At 73.9% G+C, this 18549-nt stretch carries 16 protein-coding genes; 13 read left to right on the plus strand and 3 right to left on the minus strand.

Going from position 1 to position 18549, the window contains the following annotated elements; all coding sequences use genetic code 11:
- Nucleotides 1-137 precede the first annotated feature (137 nt).
- The 9 genes from AB0H32_RS21285 (at nucleotide 138) to AB0H32_RS21325 (ending at nucleotide 10925) form a co-directional block, all read left to right on the plus strand.
- The gene (locus AB0H32_RS21285; protein ID WP_361122726.1) at nucleotides 138-971 is read left to right on the plus strand and encodes a M55 family metallopeptidase; all 834 of its coding nucleotides are present in this window, start codon (nucleotides 138-140) and stop codon (nucleotides 969-971) included.
- The gene (locus tag AB0H32_RS21290) at nucleotides 964-2268 is read left to right on the plus strand and encodes a M20/M25/M40 family metallo-hydrolase (protein ID WP_361122729.1); all 1305 of its coding nucleotides are present in this window, start codon (nucleotides 964-966) and stop codon (nucleotides 2266-2268) included. The genes AB0H32_RS21285 and AB0H32_RS21290 overlap by 8 nt, the downstream gene beginning before the upstream one ends.
- Before the next feature lie 84 nt (nucleotides 2269-2352).
- Nucleotides 2353-4239 (plus strand): prolyl oligopeptidase family serine peptidase, encoded by a 1887-nt coding sequence (locus tag AB0H32_RS21295; protein ID WP_361122838.1) that lies wholly within the window; start codon nucleotides 2353-2355, stop codon nucleotides 4237-4239.
- Nucleotides 4236-5159: an LD-carboxypeptidase gene (locus AB0H32_RS21300; protein ID WP_361122731.1), complete on the plus strand. Its 924-nt coding sequence runs from the start codon at nucleotides 4236-4238 to the stop codon at nucleotides 5157-5159. The genes AB0H32_RS21295 and AB0H32_RS21300 overlap by 4 nt, the downstream gene beginning before the upstream one ends.
- A gap of 130 nt (nucleotides 5160-5289) precedes the next feature.
- Entirely contained in the window at nucleotides 5290-7065 is a 1776-nt protein-coding gene (locus AB0H32_RS21305) for a CocE/NonD family hydrolase (protein ID WP_361122734.1), read from the plus strand.
- Nucleotides 7066-7124: 59 nt separating this feature from the next.
- Nucleotides 7125-7370 (plus strand): LapA family protein, encoded by a 246-nt coding sequence (locus AB0H32_RS21310; protein WP_361122737.1) that lies wholly within the window; start codon nucleotides 7125-7127, stop codon nucleotides 7368-7370.
- Nucleotides 7371-7386: 16 nt separating this feature from the next.
- A complete protein-coding gene (locus AB0H32_RS21315) occupies nucleotides 7387-7938 on the plus strand; it encodes a GNAT family protein (protein WP_361122740.1) in 552 nt (183 codons plus the stop codon).
- Nucleotides 7939-7987: 49 nt separating this feature from the next.
- Nucleotides 7988-8887, plus strand: coding sequence for an arginase family protein (locus AB0H32_RS21320; protein ID WP_361122743.1), 900 nt, complete (start codon nucleotides 7988-7990; stop codon nucleotides 8885-8887).
- A 40-nt stretch (nucleotides 8888-8927) separates the two neighbouring features.
- Complete coding sequence (locus tag AB0H32_RS21325; protein ID WP_361122841.1) at nucleotides 8928-10925, plus strand: DUF5107 domain-containing protein; 1998 nt, start codon at nucleotides 8928-8930, stop codon at nucleotides 10923-10925.
- Nucleotides 10926-10938: 13 nt separating this feature from the next.
- Here the strand turns inward: AB0H32_RS21325 and AB0H32_RS21330 are convergent, their stop codons facing one another.
- Nucleotides 10939-11286, minus strand: a complete 348-nt coding sequence (locus AB0H32_RS21330) for a VOC family protein (protein ID WP_361122746.1) — start codon at nucleotides 11284-11286, stop codon at nucleotides 10939-10941.
- 92 nt (nucleotides 11287-11378) lie between these two features.
- Here AB0H32_RS21330 and AB0H32_RS21335 point away from each other — a divergent pair, with 92 nt between their 5' ends.
- The 4 genes from AB0H32_RS21335 to AB0H32_RS21350 all read left to right on the plus strand — a co-directional run bounded on the left by AB0H32_RS21335 (nucleotide 11379) and on the right by AB0H32_RS21350 (nucleotide 16036).
- On the plus strand, nucleotides 11379-11819 hold the full coding sequence (locus AB0H32_RS21335; RefSeq protein ID WP_361122749.1) for a phage holin family protein: 441 nt from the start codon (nucleotides 11379-11381) through the stop codon (nucleotides 11817-11819).
- 170 nt (nucleotides 11820-11989) lie between these two features.
- Complete coding sequence (locus AB0H32_RS21340) at nucleotides 11990-13357, plus strand: NAD(P)/FAD-dependent oxidoreductase (protein WP_361122752.1); 1368 nt, start codon at nucleotides 11990-11992, stop codon at nucleotides 13355-13357.
- 52 nt (nucleotides 13358-13409) lie between these two features.
- Entirely contained in the window at nucleotides 13410-15257 is a 1848-nt protein-coding gene (locus AB0H32_RS21345; RefSeq protein ID WP_361122755.1) for a transketolase, read from the plus strand.
- Between the two features lie 107 nt (nucleotides 15258-15364).
- Nucleotides 15365-16036 carry a GvpL/GvpF family gas vesicle protein gene (locus AB0H32_RS21350; RefSeq protein ID WP_361122758.1) on the plus strand — a complete coding sequence of 224 codons (672 nt, stop codon included), beginning with the start codon at nucleotides 15365-15367 and terminating at the stop codon, nucleotides 16034-16036.
- On the opposite strand, the gene AB0H32_RS21355 is transcribed toward AB0H32_RS21350, so the two are convergent.
- Nucleotides 16017-16877 carry a class I SAM-dependent methyltransferase gene (locus AB0H32_RS21355; RefSeq protein ID WP_361122760.1) on the minus strand — a complete coding sequence of 287 codons (861 nt, stop codon included), beginning with the start codon at nucleotides 16875-16877 and terminating at the stop codon, nucleotides 16017-16019. The genes AB0H32_RS21350 and AB0H32_RS21355 overlap by 20 nt on opposite strands.
- A 140-nt stretch (nucleotides 16878-17017) precedes the next feature.
- Nucleotides 17018-18508, minus strand: coding sequence for a phosphatase PAP2 family protein (locus AB0H32_RS21360; RefSeq protein WP_361122763.1), 1491 nt, complete (start codon nucleotides 18506-18508; stop codon nucleotides 17018-17020).
- Nucleotides 18509-18549: the final 41 nt, after the last annotated feature.

Raw genomic sequence — 18549 nt, forward strand, 5'->3', positions numbered from 1 at the left:
CGCGGGTCTGCTGCCGGACCCGTTCCCGCCCGGCGGGCCCGTGCCCGGCCGGCGGGGCTGGCCGCCGGACGGGACCGGCGAAGCGGGCAGCGTGCGGTCGTAGCCTGTCCCGGCCCCGGCGCGTAACGTGACGCAGCATGAAGATCCTCATCAGTGCGGACATGGAGGGCGCCACCGGCGTCACCTGGCCGGCCGACGTGCTGCCGGGGACTCCGCAGTGGGAGCGCTGCCGTTCGATGTTCACCTCGGACGTCAACGCCGCCGTCGAGGGCTTCTTCGACGGCGGCGCCGACGAGGTGCTCGTCAACGAGGCCCACTGGACCATGCGCAATCTGCTCCTGGAGCGGCTCGACGAGCGGGTCGAGATGCTCACCGGCCGGCACAAGGCGCTGTCCATGGTGGAGGGCGTCCAGCACGGCGACGTGGACGGCATCGCCTTCGTCGGCTACCACGCCGGCGCCGGCATGGAGGGCGTCCTCTCGCACACCTACCTCGCGAACCAGATCACCGGGGTATGGGTGAACGACGTCCGTGCCAGCGAGGGCCTGCTCAACGCGCACGTGGTCGCCGAGTACGGCGTCCCCGTCGTGCTCGTCACCGGCGACGACGTGGCCTGCGAGGACGCCCTCGGGTACGCGCCCGGAGCGCTGAAGGTCGCGGTCAAGGACCATGTGTCGCGCTACGCCGCGGTGTGCCGCACCCCCGCCCGGACCGCCGCCGGCATCCGCGCCGCGGCCAAGGAGGCCGCACGGCTGGCGGTTCGTCACGAGCCCGTGCACGGCGGACCGTTCACCGTCGCCGTCGAGGTCGACGCCGAGCACCTGGCGATGGCCGCGACGGTCGTGCCCGGTGTCGCCCGCATCGGCGAGCGGAAGGTGGCGTACACCAGCGACACCATGTACGACGGGATCCGTACCTTCAAGGCGGTCACCACGATCGTCTCGGCCGCGGTGGAGGAGCAGTATGGCTGACGAGCTGGCCCTGGACGAGGTGGTCGGGTTCACCTCCGATCTGATCCGGATCGACACGACCAACCGGGGCGGCGGCGACTGCCGGGAGCGGCCCGCCGCCGAGTACGCGGCCGAACGGCTCGCGGGGGCGGGGCTGGAGCCGGTGCTGCTGGAGCGGACGCCGGGGCGGACCAACGTCGTCGCCCGCATCGAGGGCACCGACCCGTCCGCCCGCGCGCTGCTCGTGCACGGCCACCTCGACGTGGTGCCGGCCGAGGCCGCCGACTGGAGCGTGCACCCGTTCTCGGGCGAGATCCGCGACGGCGTGGTGTGGGGGCGGGGCGCCGTCGACATGAAGAACATGGACGCGATGATCCTGGCGGTCGTCCGGGCCTGGGCGCGGCAGGGCGTCAGACCCCGCCGTGACCTCGTCATCGCGTTCACCGCCGACGAGGAGGCCAGCGCCGAGGACGGCTCCGGTTTCCTCGCCGACCGGCATCCGGAGCTGTTCGAGGGCTGCACCGAGGGCATCAGCGAATGCGGTGCGTTCACCTTCCACGACGGTGCCGGACGGCAGATCTACCCGATCGCCGCGGGGGAGCGCGGCACCGGCTGGCTGAAGCTCACCGCACGCGGCCGGGCCGGGCACGGCTCCAAGGTGAACCCGGACAACGCGGTGACCCGGCTCGCCGCTGCCGTCGCCCGCATCGGCGCGTACGAGTGGCCGCTCAGGCTCACCCCGACCGTACGGGCCGCCCTCGGCGCGCTCGCCGCCGTCTACGGTGTCGACGCCGACTTCAGGGCGCCGGACCGCCTCCTGGAGAAACTCGGCCCGGCCGCACACCTGGTCGAGTCGACCCTGCGCAACAGCGCCAACCCGACCATGCTGGAAGCCGGTTACAAGGTCAACGTCATTCCCGGCGAGGCGGTCGCCTTCGTGGACGGGCGCTATCTGGCGGGCGGCGAGGAGGAGTTCTGCGCCACCCTCGACCGGCTCACCGGGCCGGACGTGGACTGGGAGTTCCACCACCGTGAGGTCGCTCTGGAGGCGCCCGTGGAGTCACCGGCCTTCGCCGCGATGCGCGCCGCCGTCGAGGAGTTTGCGCCGGAGGGGCACGTGGTGCCGTACTGCATGTCGGGCGGCACCGACGCCAAGCAGTTCTCGCGGCTGGGCATCACCGGCTACGGCTTCGCGCCGCTGAAGCTCCCCGAGGGCTTCGACTACCAGGCGCTGTTCCACGGCGTCGACGAGCGGGTGCCCGTCGAGGCGCTGCACTTCGGCGTCCGGGTCCTCGACCGCTTCCTGCGGACGGCCTAGGAGAAGGGGGACGCGGTGCTGAGGTCGGCGTACGGTTCCTGGCCCTCGCCCATCGACGCGGCGCTGACCGCCGCGCACGACGGGATGCCGGAGTGGGTGGGGTTCGTAGGGGACGAGGTCTGGTGGACCGGGCCCCGGCCCGTGGAGGGCGGGCGCCGGGCGCTGGTGCGGCGCCGGGCGGACGGCGGCGAGGAGACGGTGCTGCCCGCACCGTGGGACGTGCGCAGCCGGGTCATCGAGTACGGTGGCCGGCCCTGGTGCGGGGTGGAGCTGGACGGCGGCCCGCTGGTCGTGTTCGCGCACTTCGCCGACCAGCGGCTGTACCGGTACGAGCCCGGCGGCGAGCCGCACCCGCTGACCCCCCTGTCGCCGGTGGGCGGCGGACTGCGCTGGGCGGACCCGCAGGTGGACCTCGCCCGCGGTGAAGTGTGGTGCGTCCTGGAGGAGTTCACCGGCGAGGGCCCCGGCGACGTCCGGCGCGTCCTGGCGGCCGTACCGCTGGACGGCTCGGCCGCCGGCGACCGGGGCGCCGTGCGCGAACTCACCGACGACCGGCACCGGTTCGTCACCGGCCCCCGGCTCTCGCCCGACGGCCGCCGGGCCGCCTGGCTCGCCTGGGACCATCCCCGGATGCCGTGGGACGGCACGGAACTGCTCGTCGGTGACATCGGCGAGGACGGTCTCCTGCACCTGGTCACGACGGTCGCGGGCGGCCCCCGGGAGGCCGTCGCACAGGCGGAGTGGTCCGCGGACGGCCGTCTGCTGTACGCGAGCGACCGCAGCGGCTGGTGGAACCTGTACCGGGACGGCACCCCGCTGTGCCCGCGCGAGGAGGAGTTCGCCGGGCCGCTGTGGAAGCTGGGGCTGCGCTGGTTCGCACCGCTGGCGGGCGGGCCGATCGCGGTCGTGCACGGTCGCGGGTCGACCGTGCTGGGGATACTGGATCCGGAATCCGGCGAGGTCGTCGACGCCGCCGGACCGTGGACCGAGTTCGCGCCCGCCCTCGCGGCACACGGTTCGCGGATCGTCGCGGTCGGCGCCAGCCCCCGGACCGCGTACGAAGTGGTCGAGCTGGACATCCGAAGCGGGCGCGCCCGGGCGATCGGTGCCCGGCACCGGGATCCCGTCGACCCGGCCTACTACCCCGAGCCGCAGATCCGCACCTTCACCGGACCCGCCGGGCGGGAGGTCCACGCCCACGTCTACCCGCCGCACCACCCCGAACGTGCCGCCCCCGACGGCGAACTGCCGCCCTACGTCATCTGGGCGCACGGCGGCCCCACCAGCCGGGTGCCGCTCGTGCTGGACCTGGCGATCGCCTACTTCACCTCGCGCGGCATCGGCGTCGCCGAGGTCAACTACGGCGGCTCCACCGGGTACGGCCGCGCCTACCGCGAGCGGCTGCGCGAGCAGTGGGGCGTGGTCGACGTCGAGGACTGCGCGGCCGTCGCGCTCGCCCTCGCGGAGGAGGGCACCGCCGACCGCGGCCGGCTCGCGATCCGCGGCGGCAGCGCGGGTGGCTGGACCACCGCCGCCTCGCTGACCACCACCGACGTCTACGCCTGCGGCACGATCAGCTATCCGGTCCTCGACCTCGCCACCTGGGGCCCGGGGGAGACCCACGACTTCGAATCGCGCTACCTGGAGTCGCTGATCGGCCCGCTCGCCGAGGTGCCGGCCCGGTACGCCGAGCGCTCGCCCAGCGCGCACGCGGACCGGCTCGACGCGCCCTTCCTGCTGCTCCAGGGCCTGGACGACGTGATCTGCCCGCCCGCCCAGTGCACACGCTTCCTCGCCCGCGTCCGGGACCGCGGCGTTCCGCACGCCTACCTCACCTTCGCGGGGGAGGGGCACGGGTTCAGGCGGGCCGAAACCCTGGTCCGTGCCCTGGAGGCGGAACTGTCCCTGTACGTGCAGGTGTTCGGGCTCAGCCCGACGCCCGCCGTCCCCGAACTGGAGCTGGACACGTGAAGGAACTCGTGCGGCCCGCCCGCCTGGCCCCAGGCGCCCGGGTGGCCGTCGTCGCCCCCAGCGGGGTGGTGCCCGAGGACCGGCTGCAGGCTGGGCTCGACCTGCTGCGCGGCTGGGACCTCGACCCCGTGGTCGCACCCCATGTACTGGACCGGCACGGGGAGTTCGCCTACCTGGCGGGCACGGATGCCGACCGGGCCGCCGACCTCCAGAACGCCTGGTGCGATCCGACGGTGGACGCGGTGCTGTGCGCCCGCGGCGGCTACGGCGTGCAGCGGATGATCGACCTGCTCGACTGGGAGGCGATGCGCGCGGCCGGGCCGAAGGTGTTCGTCGGCTTCAGCGACATCACCGTCCTGCACGAGGCCTTCGCCACCCGCCTGGGGCTCGCCACCCTGTACGGGCCGATGGCGGCCGGCATCGACTTCGTCAAGAACGGACGGGCACAGGAGCACCTGCGGGCCACGCTCTTCACCCCGGAGGCCGTGCTCACCATCGCCTCCGGCGGCAGGGACCTGGTCTCCGGGCGGGCCCGCGGCGTCACCCTGGGCGGCTGTCTCAGTCTGCTCGCCGCGGAGCGCGGCGTCCCGCACGCCCGGCCCTCGGCGCGCGGCGGACTGCTGTGCCTGGAGGACGTGGGCGAGGAGACGTACCGGCTGGACCGCTTCCTCACCCAGCTCCTGCGCACGGGCTGGCTGGAGGGGGTGCACGGGGTGCTGCTCGGCTCCTGGGAGAAGTGCGACCCCTACGACCGGGTGCGGCCCCTGCTCGCCGACCGACTGGGTGATCTCGGTGTCCCCGTCGTAGAGGAGTTCGGATTTGGGCACTGCGAGGGAGCGTTGACCCTTCCCTTGGGGGTCGCGGCCGAACTCGACGCGGACGCGGGCACGTTGACCCTGGACGAGCCCGCCCTGCGCTGAGCCGCGCTACTGAATCGCTGTCAAGAATCCCCCTCTACAGCGATTGACCATGATCTGACACGTGTCACACCATGATGACCGGCCGCTACCTACCGGCCGGTATCGGCGTTGCCTCAGTGTGGAGGTCTCCGTGTCCCGACGCGTGCCCCGATTCCGGGCCCCGCTCGCCCTCGCCCTGGGTGCCGCACTCGCCGCACCCCTCGCACTCACCGCTCCCGTGGCCTCGACCGGCCAGTACACCGTCACCGCACTGAAGTTCACCGTCCGTGCGGGCGGTCGCACCTGCACGGTGGACGCCGACCTCTACCGCCCCGCGGGCGTGGACGGCTCCCACCCGGCACCCGCCGTGCTCGCCACGAACGGCTTCGGCGGGAGCAAGTCCGACGGCGGGGCCGGCGCCATCGGCAAGACCTTGGCCGAGCGCGGATACGTCTCCCTCGTCTACTCCGGACTCGGCTTCGGCCGCTCCGGCTGCCTCATCTCGCTCGACGACCCGGCCGTCGACGGCACGGCCGCCTCCCGGCTCATCGACTTCCTGGGCGGACGGCGGACCGCCGACGACGGGACCAGGGCCGACTTCGTCACCCTGGACGCCACCGGTGACCCGCGCGTCGGCATGATCGGCGGTTCCTACGGAGGCGCGATCCAGCTGGCGACGGCCGCCGTCGACCACCGCGTCGACGCGATCGTCCCCATGATCACCTGGAACGACCTGGCCTACTCGCTGGACCCGGACAACATCCCCGGAACCGTCCCGGGCGCCTTCAAGTGGCAGTGGACCAACGGCTTCTACCTCATCGGCGAGAGCCAGCCACTGGCCGTGCCGGGCCTCGACCCGTCCCGGATCAACTCCCTCGCCTGCCTCCACTTCGTCAGCCAGGCCTGCGCCATGGTCCGCACGCTCAACTCCGGCAGCTACCCGGCCGACGCCACCGCCCGGTTGCTCGCCTACGCCCACAGCGTCTCCCCGGTCTCCTATCTGAACCGGGTCAAGGCGCCGACCCTGCTGGTCCAGGGCCAGGCCGACACGCTCTTCAACCTCAACGAGGCGACGGCGACGTACAAGACGCTGAGAGCCCAGGGCACCACCACCCGGATGATCTGGCAGTCCTGGGGTCACAGCGGCGGCATGGCCGACCCGGCGGCCGGCGAACTCGACCTCGCCCGGGACAACCTGGGGACGAGCTACGTCGGCAAGCGGATCCTCGCCTGGTTCGACCGCTACCTCCGCGGGCGAAAGGGCGCGGACACCGGACCGGCCTTCGCCTACTACCGCGACTGGATCGCCGGCCCCGACCGCACCTACGCCACGGCCGACCGGCTTCCCGCCCTCACCGAGAAGCTCTACCTCTCCGGCGACGGCAAGCTCGTCGACAACCGCAGGAAGGTCGCCCGGGGCAGCCGCACCTACACCAACCGGCTGTACCCCACGAGCCATTCGGAGAGCTCCCTCACCGGGCTCCTCGGCCTGCCGGACCCGGCGCCGCACGACACGGACGGCACCTTCCTGGGCTGGACCAGCGCGCCGCTCACCCGCACCACCGACATCGTCGGCGCACCCCGGGCCACGCTCAAGGTCGTCTCGCCGCAGGCCGAGCGGACGCAGGACTCCGGCGACGCGGCCGACAAGCTCGTCCTGTTCGCCAAGCTGTACGACGTCGCGCCCGACGGCACCGCGACGCTGGTGCACCGGCTGGTCGCGCCGGTCCGCGTACCCGACGTGACCCGCAGCTTCACGGTGACCCTGCCGGGCATCGTGCACCGGTGTGCACGGGGGCACCGGCTGCGGTTCGTGATCGCGGCGAGCGACGACGCCTACTACGGCAACCGGGGGATCAAGCCGGTCACCGTGGTCAGCGCGCTGGGGGACACGGGGGTGCTGGAGCTGCCGATGGCCGGCGGCTGAGTCACCCGGAGGGCGCCGCCCGCCGTGCAGGCCGGGGTCCCGGGCCCCAGCCTGGTCGCATGAGCCCGAAGACCTCGGACGGCGACACCGCCACCGGCGGCAGGGGCGGGCTGACCGCTCCCGCCCGGATCACCGTCCACGCGCTCGCCGTCCTCGCGCTGATCCTCGTCTTCGAGAACACCGGTGCCACCCGGATCCGGCTGCTCGGCCCCGAGGTCACCATGCCCCTGTGGACGGCGTTGCTCGCCACCGGCCTCATCGGGGCGCTGTGCGGGGCGTACGCCGTCAGGCGCCGGGACCGGTGACGCGTAGGCTGGCGGGATGCCGACCACCGCATCGCGCTACCTTGCCGAAGGCCCCCGCGTGGGAATCCGCCCCTTCACCCTCGAGGACGGTCCCGAGTTCACCGCCCGGGCCAGGGAGAGCAAGGACCTGCACCGGCCGTGGCTCTTCCCGCCCGACACCGACGAGGGCTACGCCGCCTACGCCGGGCCGCTGATCGAGGATCCGGCCAAGGCCGGGTTCCTCGTGTGCGAGAAGGACTCCGGGGAGATCGCCGGCTTCATCAACATCAACAACATCGTCCGGGGCGGCTTCCAGTGCGGTGCGCTCGGCTACGGCGCCTTCGTGCACGCGGCCGGCCGGGGGCTGATGCGCGAGGGCCTGGAGCTGGTGATCGACTACGCGTTCGGGCCGCTCGGGCTGCACCGGCTGGAGATCAACGCACAGCCCGACAACGCCCCCTCCGTCGCGATCGCGCGGGGCGCCGGCTTCCGCCTTGAGGGCTTCTCGCCCGCCATGATCTTCATCGACGGGGCCTGGCGGGACCACGAACGCTGGGCGCTGACCGCGGAGATGCGCCCCGGCGGCTGATCGTTCCCGGTCCTTCCGGCTGATCGTTTCTTCGTTGAGGATGGACGGCATGCGCACTCTCGTTGTCCTCGACGCCCCCTCCAACCTGGGCCTGCGCCCGCCCGCCCCGGGCACCGTGCCCGGCTGCTACAAGCTGGCCGGCGCCCTGCGCGAGCAGCGCATCCTGCAGCGGCTGCAGGCAAGGGAGGGCGGAGTGGTCGTACCCCCGCGCTACGACCTGGGCGACTGGCAGGAGGGTGACGGCGTCTTCAACGCCGCCGCCCTAGCCGCCTACACCGTCAAACTCGCCGACCGCATCGAACACCACGTCCGCGCCGGTGACTTCCCCGTCGTCCTCGGCGGCGACTGTTCCATCCAGCTCGGAGCCTCGCTCGCCCTGCGCCGCCTCGGCCGGTACGGGCTGGCCGTGATCGATGCCTCGCACGACTTCCGCCATGTGGGCAACTCCGACCGGATCGGCGCGGCGGGCGGCGAGGAGGTCGCGCTGGCCACCGGGCGCGGTCAGCGCGACCTGACCGACCTGGAGGGGCTTTGGCCCTACCTGCGCGACGAGGACGTACGGTTCTTCGGCATCCGCGACTGCTTCGAGGAGGACCGGGCCGAACTCGCCGCGCTGAAGATGCCCGTGGTCACCGTCGGGGACATCCGCGAACGGGGCGCCGACGCCCTCGCCCGCGCCACCGCACAGACCTTCGAGGTGCCCGGGATCGACGGCTTCTGGGTGCACCTGGACGCCGACGTCCTCGACCCCTCCGTCATGCCCGCGGTCGACAGCCCCGACCCGGACGGCCTGCACCCCGCCGAACTGGTCGAGCTGCTGCGCCCGTTGCTCGCCTCGGAGCGCTGCGTCGGGTTCAACGTCACCATCTACGACCCCGACCTCGACCCGGCCGGCACCGCCGGCGCGCTGCTCGCCGACGTGGTCGTGGACGCCTTTGCGCAATCCTGACCAGCAGCGCCCCTGGCCGACTCCCGGCGCGGCGGGTTCCATGGTCATCGTGACGAGGATCCGACGTGAGGTACTGACCCTGCCCGCCGCGCAGTTGGGCCCCGACAACCCCCTGCCCCCGCTCCGCCCGCTCGACGAGGTGCACCGCGTCGACGAGCGGGAGCGCGACGACCTGCCCCAGGGTGGGGGTGCCCCCGCTCGAGCGAAGCCGAGGGTGGGGGAGGCGCGGCAGCTCGGTCACGAGCCGCTGCACAGCCTGCTGCCGGTGCGGGTGCGGGACGGGTACGGCAGAGACCGCGAGCCCCGCGCCCTCGACGCCCTGGTGATCGAGAACGACCGGCTGCGCGCCACCGTCCTGCCTGGCCTCGGCGGCCGCATCGCCTCCCTGGTCCACCTGCCCACCGGACGCGAACTCCTCTACCGCAACCCGGTGTTCCAGCCCGCCAACTTCGCCCTCAACGGCGCCTGGTACTCCGGCGGCATCGAATGGAACATCGGCGCCACCGGGCACACCACCCTGTCCTGCGCACCGCTGCACGCCGCCCGCGTCCCCGCCCCGGACGGCGGCGAGATGCTGCGCCTGTGGGAGTGGGAGCGGCTGCGCGACCTGCCCTTCCAGGTCGACCTGTGGCTCCCTGAAGGCTCCGACTTCCTCCACGTCGGCATCCGCATCCGCAACCCGCACGAGCACCCGGTGCCCACCTACTGGTGGTCCAACATCGCGGTGCCTGAGGACAGCCGGATCCTCGCCCCGGCCGAGGAGGCCTGGCATTTCGGCTACGAGCGCCGCCTGCGCCGGGTACCCGTCCCCTCGCACGACGGCATCGACCGCACCCACCCGCTCAACAGCCCCTACGCCGCCGACTACTTCTACGAGGTCCCCGACGGCCGGCGCCGCTGGATCGCCGCGCTGGACGCGGACGGGCACGGCCTCGTGCAGACCTCCACCGACGTGCTGCGCGGCCGCAAGCTGTTCGTGTGGGGAAGCGGTCCCGGCGGCCGGCGCTGGCAGCAGTGGCTCACCGAGCCGGGCACCGGCGGCTACTGCGAGATCCAGGCGGGCCTCGCCCGCACCCAGCTGGAGCACGTCCGGCTGGAGCCGGAGAGCGAGGTGTCCTGGCTGGAGGCGTACGGGCCGCTGGACGCACCCCGTGACGGAGAGTGGACGCCGGTCGTCCGGGGCGCCGAGGAACGGCTCGCGGCCGTCCTGGCGCGCACCCGCGTCGAGGAGGCGTACGCGGCCTGGAAGCCCTGCGCCGACACCGAACCCGGCGAGGTCCTGGCCGTCGGCTCCGGCTGGGGCGCACTCGAAGTACTGCGCGCCGACCGGAAGCTGCCCGGCACGCCGTTCCCCGAGTCCACCCTCGGAGAGGCGGAGGCGCCCTGGCTGGAACTGCTGCGCACCGGCTGCCTGCCGGAGCCGCGCCGGGTCCGCCCGCCCGGCCAGACCCTCGTCGCCCCGCACTGGCGGGACATGCTGGAGACCGCGCCCGCCACCCCGCACACCGAGTACCACCTCGGCGTCGCCCAGTGGCACGCGGGCGACCGCGCCCAAGCGGTCCGCAGCTGGGAGCGGGCGCTGCAGCTCGCGCCGTCCCTGTGGCCGTTGCTGCGCTGCCTGGCCGTGGCCGACCAGGAGTCCGGCCACCACGAGCGGGCCGCCGAACGGTACGCGGAGGCCTTCGACGACCTGTGCCGCGAGCGCCGCGACGACGGCGAGGCCTGGACGGCCGCCGTGGCCGCGCTCGGCGGCGAGACGCTCCAGGCGCTGCTGCGGGTCCGGCGGACGGCTCAGGCCCGCGCCGCGTGGGAGCGGCTGCGGCCCGCCGTCCGCCTGCGCGGCAGGTTCCGGCTGCTGGAGGCCGAACTGCTCCTCGCGGAGGGACGGCGCGCCGAGGCCCGGGCCGTCTTCGAGGACGGGTTCGAGGTGGAGGATCTGCGTGAGGGCGCGGACGCGATCGGCCGGCTGTGGGCCCGCCTCACCGACGAGCCCCTGCCCGCGCGCTACGACTTCCGGATGCGACCGGACACCCCCTGAGCGGCCGGCCGGCTCAGCTCCCGTGGTCCACGTACTCGAACACCGAGCCGTCCGGATGCATCGCGACCAGGTTCCGGCCCACCGGGGTCGGCAACGGTCCCGCGATGATCCGGGCACCGAGATCCGTGAGCAGCCGGTGGGCCTCCTCCACGTCCTTCACGGCGATCGTCGCCGCCACCTTGCGCAGCACCTCCAGCTCGGCCTCGGGACCGCTCATCAGGAGGAAGGACCCGATCGCGGCGACCTGCACACCGCCGCGTTCGAACCGCAGCGCTCTGCCGCCCGCGAGACGCTCGTAGAAGGGGACCGCGGTGTCGAGGTCGTCGACGCAGATGCGCAGCGAGGCGCCCAGAATCTCCATGCGGACGAGCCTAGTTGGGACGGCCGGGCCTGCACAGGCCATGGCTGTGGCCCGTGCCGTTACACCTCTTGTCCAGCGGGTACCCGCACCTCATGGACCGTATGGATCACCTGGAACACCTGGACAAGCACCTGGTCGAGGAGCTGGCACAGGTGGCACGCGAGACGGTGCGCGACGAGCTGCGCGAGCAGACCCGCAAGCAGCGCCGCACGGCCATGCTCTACGCCGCCTCCGGCGCCGTCGCCCTGTACGCGGGCGGCGCGCTCGCGCTCGCCCTGGGTCTCGGCCTGGCGGCCGGCCTGCCCGGCTGGGCCGCCGCGCTGATCACGGCGGCGATCCTGGGCGTGATCGCCTTCGTCCTGCGCGGCGCCGCCCGCCCGAAGCACCCGCACGCCCTCGCCCCTGGCCGCGTGGTCGGCGGCACCCCACCGCCCGGCCCGCCCGGCGGACTCGGCCTGCCCTACCCGCCGATGCCCTCCGAGGCCCCGCCCCGCCCGCCCCTCGACCACGAGGGCCCGCACCACCGGGCCTGACCCCGGCTACGCCGACCGGAACGCCGACTGGGGCCTTCGACCCGAAAGCCGACCGGAACGCCGACCGGGAGGGGCCCCGACCGGCGTCCGGGTGAGGCCGGCGGCGTTTGGGTGCCCCGGGCCCGGTTACGCGGAAAGCCTCCAAGGAGCCACACCGCCGGAGGCACACCGTGAGTCGACCCCGCGTCGTGATCGTCGGCGCCGGTTTCGCCGGGTACCGGGCCGCCCGCACCCTCGCCCGGCTGGCCCGGGGCCGTGCCCGCATCACCCTGCTCAACCCGACCGACTACTTCCTGTATATGCCCCTGCTGCCCCAGGTCGCCTCCGGAGTCCTGGAGGCCCGCAGGGTCACCGTCTCGCTGCCCGGCACCCTGCACGGTGTGCGCCTGGTGCTCGGCGAGGCCGACGGCATCGACCTGGACGGTTGCACCGTCTCCTACACCGACCCCGAGGGCGGCCGCGCGACCCTCGGCTACGAGCGGCTCGTCCTGGCGGTGGGCAGTGTCAACAAGCTGCTGCCCATCCCCGGCGTCGCCGAGCAGGCCCACGGTTTCCGCGGGCTGCCCGAGGCGCTGTACCTGCGTGACCACGTCACCCGCCAGGTGGAACTCGCCGTCGCCACCGACGACCCGGATACCCGCGCCGCACGGTGCACCTTCGTCGTGGTCGGGGCCGGCTACACCGGCACCGAGGTGGCCGCACAGCTGCAGTTGCTCACCGACAGCCTCGTGCGCCGGCAGCTGCCCGGCTCCCGGCGGCCGCGCTGGATCCTGCTCGACGTCGCGCCCCGGGTCCTGCCCGAGCTCGACGAGCACCTGTCCCGGACGGCCGACCGGGTGCTGCGCGAGCGCGGCGTCGAGGTACGGACGGGAACCTCGGTGAAGGAGGCCACGCGCGACGGCGTGCTGCTCACCGACGGTGAGTTCGTGGCCACGCGGACCCTGGTCTGGTGCGTCGGGGTCCGCCCCGACCCACTGGTCGAGGCGGTCGGGCAGCCCCTGGAGCAGGGCCGGCTGATCGTGGACCCCCACCTCCGGATGCCGGGCCGCCCCGACGTGTTCGCCTGTGGCGACGCGGCCGCCGTGCCCGATCTGGCGCAGCCCGGCAGCTTCACCTCCATGACCGCCCAGCACGCCTGGCGGCAGGGCAAGGTCGCCGGCGAGAACGTGGCCGCCTCGCTCGGCCTCGGCCGTCGCCCGCGCGCCTACCGCCACCGTGACCTCGGCTTCGCCGTCGACCTCGGCGGTGTCCAGGCCGCCGCCAACCCCTTCGGTATCCCGCTGTCCGGCCCGCCGGCCGGCGCGGTCACCCGCGGCTACCACCTGGCCGCGCTGCCCGGAAACCGCATCCGGGTCGCCGCCGACTGGCTCCTGGACGCCGTACTCCCGCGCCAGGGCGTCCAGTTGGGCCTCGTCCGCTCCTGGTCGGTGCCGCTGGAGTCGGCCTCCCCGGAACTGGCACGCGTACCGGGCGTGCCGCCCGGCGTGAGCGAACCCGCCGCGGACCGGCCCGACCCCGGGCCGTCCCCTCTCCCCTAGCCCCCAGCCCCCGCGAGACACCCGAACTCCCGGGCGCAGCAGAAGGAGACCCATGAATACCGCCGAACTCGCCGAACTCGGGCAGCAGTTGCGCGTCGACAGCGTACGGGCCGCCGCCGCGGCCGGCTCCGGGCACCCGACCTCCTCGATGTCCGCCGCCGACCTGATGGCCGTCCTGCTCGCGCACCATCTGCGCTACGACTTCGAGCGCCCCGAGCATCCCGCCAACGACCGCTTCGTCCTCTCCAAGGGGCACGCCTCGCCCCTGCTGTACTCCGCCTTCAAGGCGGCCGGTGTCATCGACGACGGCGAGCTGCTCACCTTCCGCAAGCTCGGCAGCCGCCTCGAAGGGCACCCCACGCCGCGCCGGGTCCCGTGGGTGGAGACCGCCACCGGCTCGCTGGGCCAGGGCCTGCCGGTCGGCGTCGGCATCGCGCTCGCCGGGAAACGGCTGGACCGCTCCGGCCACCGCGTGTGGGTGCTGTGCGGGGACAGCGAGCTGGCCGAGGGCTCGGTGTGGGAGGCCGCCGAACACGCCGGGCACGAGCACCTGGACAACCTGATCGCGATCGTGGACGTCAACCGGCTCGGCCAGCGCGGCCCGACCCGGCACGGCCACGACCTGGACGCCTACGCCCGCCGCTTCCGGGCCTTCGACTGGCACACCGTCGAGGTCGACGGGCACGACGTCGACGCGATCGACCGGGCCTACGGCGAGGCTGTGTCGACGTCCGGGGCGCCCACGGTGATCCTCGCCCGCACCCTCAAGGGCAAGGGCGTCGCCGCCGTGCAGGACCGCGAAGGACTCCACGGCAAGCCGCTGCCCGATCCCGAGGAGGCCATCGAGGAACTGGGCGGCCGGCGCGACCTGCACGTCACGGTCGGCGAACCGCCCGCCGCCGCGGTGCTCCGCTCCGCCACCACCGAGGTGCTCCAACTGCCGCGCTACGAGCAGGGCGACGAGGTCGCCACCCGCGACGCCTTCGGCAAGGCCCTCGCGGCCCTCGGCACCGCCCGCGGCGACGTCGTCGCCCTGGACGGCGAGGTCGGCGACTCCACCCGCACCGAGGTGTTCGCCAAGGAGCACCCCGACCGATTCTTCGAGTGCTACATCGCCGAACAGCAGCTCGTCGCCACTGCCGTCGGCATGGCGCTGCGCGGCTGGGTGCCGTACGCCTCCACGTTCGCGGCGTTCTTCACCCGCGCCCACGATTTCGTGCGCATGGCCTCGATCAGCGGCTCCGGGATCAACCTGGTCGGCTCGCACGCGGGTGTCGCGATCGGGCAGGACGGGCCCTCGCAGATGGGCCTGGAGGACCTGGCGATGTTCCGGTCCGTGTACGGCTCGACCGTCCTCTACCCGTGCGACGCCAACCAGACCGCCCGGCTCGTCACGGAGATGGCCGCCCTCGACGGCATCCGCTATCTGCGCACCTCGCGCGGCGCGAGCCCGGTGATCTACGGCCCGGACGAGGAGTTCCCGGTCGGCGGCAGCAAGGTGCTGCGCTCCGGTGAAGAGGACCGGCTGACCGTCGTTGCGGCCGGGGTCACCGTGCACGAGGCGCTGGCCGCCGCCGACCGGCTCGCGGAGGACGGCATCGCGGTGCGCGTGATCGACCTGTACTCCGTCAAGCCCGTCGACGCGGAGACCCTGCGCCGGGCCGCCGAGGAGACCGGCTGCCTGGTGACCGTCGAGGACCACCACGAGCAGGGCGGCCTGGGCGACGCCGTCGCGGAGGCGTTCGCCGACGGCCGGCCCGTGCCCCGCCTGGTCCGGCTCGCGGTGCGCACCATGCCGGGATCGGCCGCGCCCGACGAGCAACTGCACGCGGCCGGCATCGACGCCCTCGGCATCGCGGCCGCGGCGAAACTGCTGGTCGAGGAGACGATCGTGCGCTGAGCGCCGCACGGACACCGCAAGCGTCACCCCGGCCCACCGGCGTTTCGGTCGACAGGGCCCGGGAGATGGGATCGACTGGAAGCCGGCCGTGTGCCGAAGGAGGCCCCATGACCGGACTGCGCTACGTCTATGCCGTCTGCCGGCCCCTCGGAGCGCCCCTGCAGGCCCAGCTGACGGGCGTCGGGGGCGCACCGCCGGCGCTGCTGCACCACCACGGGCTGGTCGCGGTCGTCAGTACGGTCCCGGAGGACGACTTCTGCGAGGAGGCCCTGCGGGCCCGTCTCGCGGACCGCGACTGGGTCGTGGCCACCGCCCGGGCCCACGAGGGCGTGATCGACGCGCTCACCACCGTCACCACCCCGCTGCCCCTGCGGCCCGCCACCGTGTTCCCGGACGACAGCGGGGTCCGGACGATGATCGAGGCCCGCGAGGACGACTTCCGGCACACCCTCGACCGGCTCGAGGGCCGGGTGGAGTGGGGCGTCAAGGCGTACACCGAGGCCGGTCCGGGCGGCGAGGAATCCGCCCGGACCCTGCACGAGCGGCTCGCCCGGCACGCCGAGGACGTCCGGCTGCATGCGCCGCAGACATCCGCGCAGGCCGCCGCACCGGGCCGCAACGTGCTCGACGCGGCCTATCTGGTGTCTCGGGCGGAGTCCGAGGAGTTCGTGGAACTGGTGGACCGCACGAAGGACGAGTCGCCCGGGATCCGGGTGGAGCTCACCGGACCCTGGGCCGCCTATTCGTTCACCGGGGAGTTCACCCGCGAGGAACGCTGACCGCCGCCGGTCCGGAGGTTCGGGCCCCCTTGCGGCACAGGATCTCACCGTGCAGGACCGCGAACCAGCCGTCCTCCTGCCGGCCCCACTCCCGCCAGGCCTCGGACACCTCCCGCAGCTGCTCCGCCGTCGCGTGACCCCCCTGCGTGGCCCGATCGGCGTAGGCCGAGGCGAGGGTGCGGTCCGCCCACAGCCCGCTCCACCAGGCTCGCTCCTCGGGCGTGGCGTAGGTCCAGGTGCCGGAGGTGGCCGTGATCTCCCGCAGGCCCGCCGCCAGCGCCCAGGCCTTCAGCCGGCGCCCGGCGTCGGGCTCGCCGCCGTTGGCCCGGGCGACCCGCTCGTACAGGTCCAGCCAGTCCTGCAGGCCCGGCACCGCCGGATACCAGGTCATCGCCGCGTAGTCCGCGTCGCGCACGGCGATGAAGCCGCCCGGCCTCGTCACGCGGTGCATCTCGCGCAGCGCCTGCACCGGGTCGCCCACGTGCTGGAGCACCTGGTGGGCGTGGACCACGCAGAAGCTGTCGTCGGGGTAGTCCAGGGCGTGCACGTCGGCGACCGCGAAGTCCACGTTGGCCAGTCCGCGCCCGGCGGCCGTCTCGCGGGCCTGCGTCAGGATCCCCGGTGCCCGGTCGACTCCGGTGACGTGCCCCTCCGGGACCAGCTCCGCCAGGTCGGCGGTGATCGTCCCCGGTCCGCAGCCGATGTCCAGGATCTTCATGTGGGGCTTGAGCGCACCGAGCAGATAGGCCGCGGAGTTGGCGGCGGTCCGCCAGGTGTGCGAGCGGAGCACCGACTCGTGGTGCCCGTGCGTGTAGACGGCGGTCTCCTGGGCCTGCGGCATGGCTGTACCCCTCCTCGTCGTACCCGTTCCGGGGTCGGCGACCCCGTCCTGCGGCATCCTCCAAGGTACGCGCGCATGCCGAATGATGAGACTCGTGTTTCATGATGTGGACAAGACATGTGGGCAAGACGGGGGATGGCTCACGGCAGGGGCCGGTAGACCGTCAGCGCCTCGGGCAGCTTCTCCACCACCACGTCACCGCCCACCTCGGTGACCTCCCCGTCGTACGCCAGGGGTGTCCCGGGCGCGAGACCGGTCAGCCGCAACCGCTTCACCTGCACCGCCGCGTGGGCCGGGGAGCGGGTGAGCGGACCCGCCGCGGCGGCCGCGAGCAGCCGCAGCGCAGGCAGGCGGCTGCCGTGCACCACCCGTACGTCCAGCAGTCCGTCCGCCAGGTCGGTACGGCGGCCGGGCGCCAGCCCCGTCCGGCGGTAGACGCCGCTGCCCACGAACAGCAGCCACAACGGGCGCCGCCTGCCGCCGAGTTCGGCCTCGAGCGGATGCCGGCCCGCGCGCAGCACCTGCAACGCCCCGAGCATCCCGGCGGGCCAGCCGCCGATCCGGGACGACCAGCGCTCGCGCTCGCGCACCAGTTCCGGATAGACGCCCAGACTCAGCGTGTTGAGGAAGACGCCCTCGCGGTCACCGGCGGCGAACCGGCCGACGTCCACCCGGACCGCCTCGCCCCGGCACACCGCACCGGCCGTGCCGCGCTCGTCCTCCACCCCGAGGTCGTAGGCGAAGTGGTTGAGCGTGCCGCCCGGCAGTACCGCGAGGGGCAGGCCGTGCCGCAGCGCGACCGCGGCCGCCGCGTTCACCGTCCCGTCGCCCCCGCACACCCCGAGCGCCCGCGCTCGCGCGGCCGCCTTCTCCAACTCGGCCGCCACGTCCTCGGGTTCGCACTCCAGGATCTCCGCCCCGGGCAGCGCATCCTGCAGCGCGCGGACCCGCTCGGAGGTGCCCGAGGCCCGGTTGGCGACGACCACGAGTCCCGCGCCCCCGGCCAGGGACGGGGCCTTTGCCCTCGGCCGCGCCGGTGGCGTGCCCTGCGCCCTGGTCGGTACCAGCGCGCGCACGGCGAACGCGGCGCCCGCGCCCAGCGCCGCCCCCGCGAGCACATCGCTCGGGAAGTGCACACCCGTGTAGACGCGGGACGCGGCCACGGAGAACGCCACCGGCGCCACCACCGCCCCCCAGGCCGGCGACTCCAGGGCCACACCGGTGGCGAAGGCCGCCGCCGACGCCGCGTGCCCCGACGGGAACGAGGTGGTGACCGGCTGCCGCTTCAGCCGCCGCACCAGCGGCACCGGGTCCAGCACCGGCCGCGGGCGGCGCACCGACCGCTTGCCGAGGGTGTTGATGGTCAGGGAGGCCAGGCTCAGCGAGGCGATCCCGCGGACGGCGGCCCGCCGGGCCCGCGGCGTGCGGCTCGCCGCGATCGCGGCGGCGGCCGCGCACCACAGCACCCCGTGGTTCGCGCTCCGGCTCAGCCTCGGCAGCACCTGCTCGGCGCCGGGCCAGTGCCAGGAGGCAGCCGCCTCGAAGAGGCGGTCGTCCAGGGCGAGCAGCCGGTCGCGCAGGGCGTGGCGGCCGGTCGTCGGGGCGGCGGTCAGGTCGAGGTCTGGGCTCATGGGAGTCCGGTTACCCTGAAGCGGCCGTTTCCTGTGTCCGC

The sequence above is a fragment of the Streptomyces sp. NPDC020362 genome, from assembly GCF_040642095.1.
Lineage (GTDB): Bacteria > Actinomycetota > Actinomycetes > Streptomycetales > Streptomycetaceae > Streptomyces.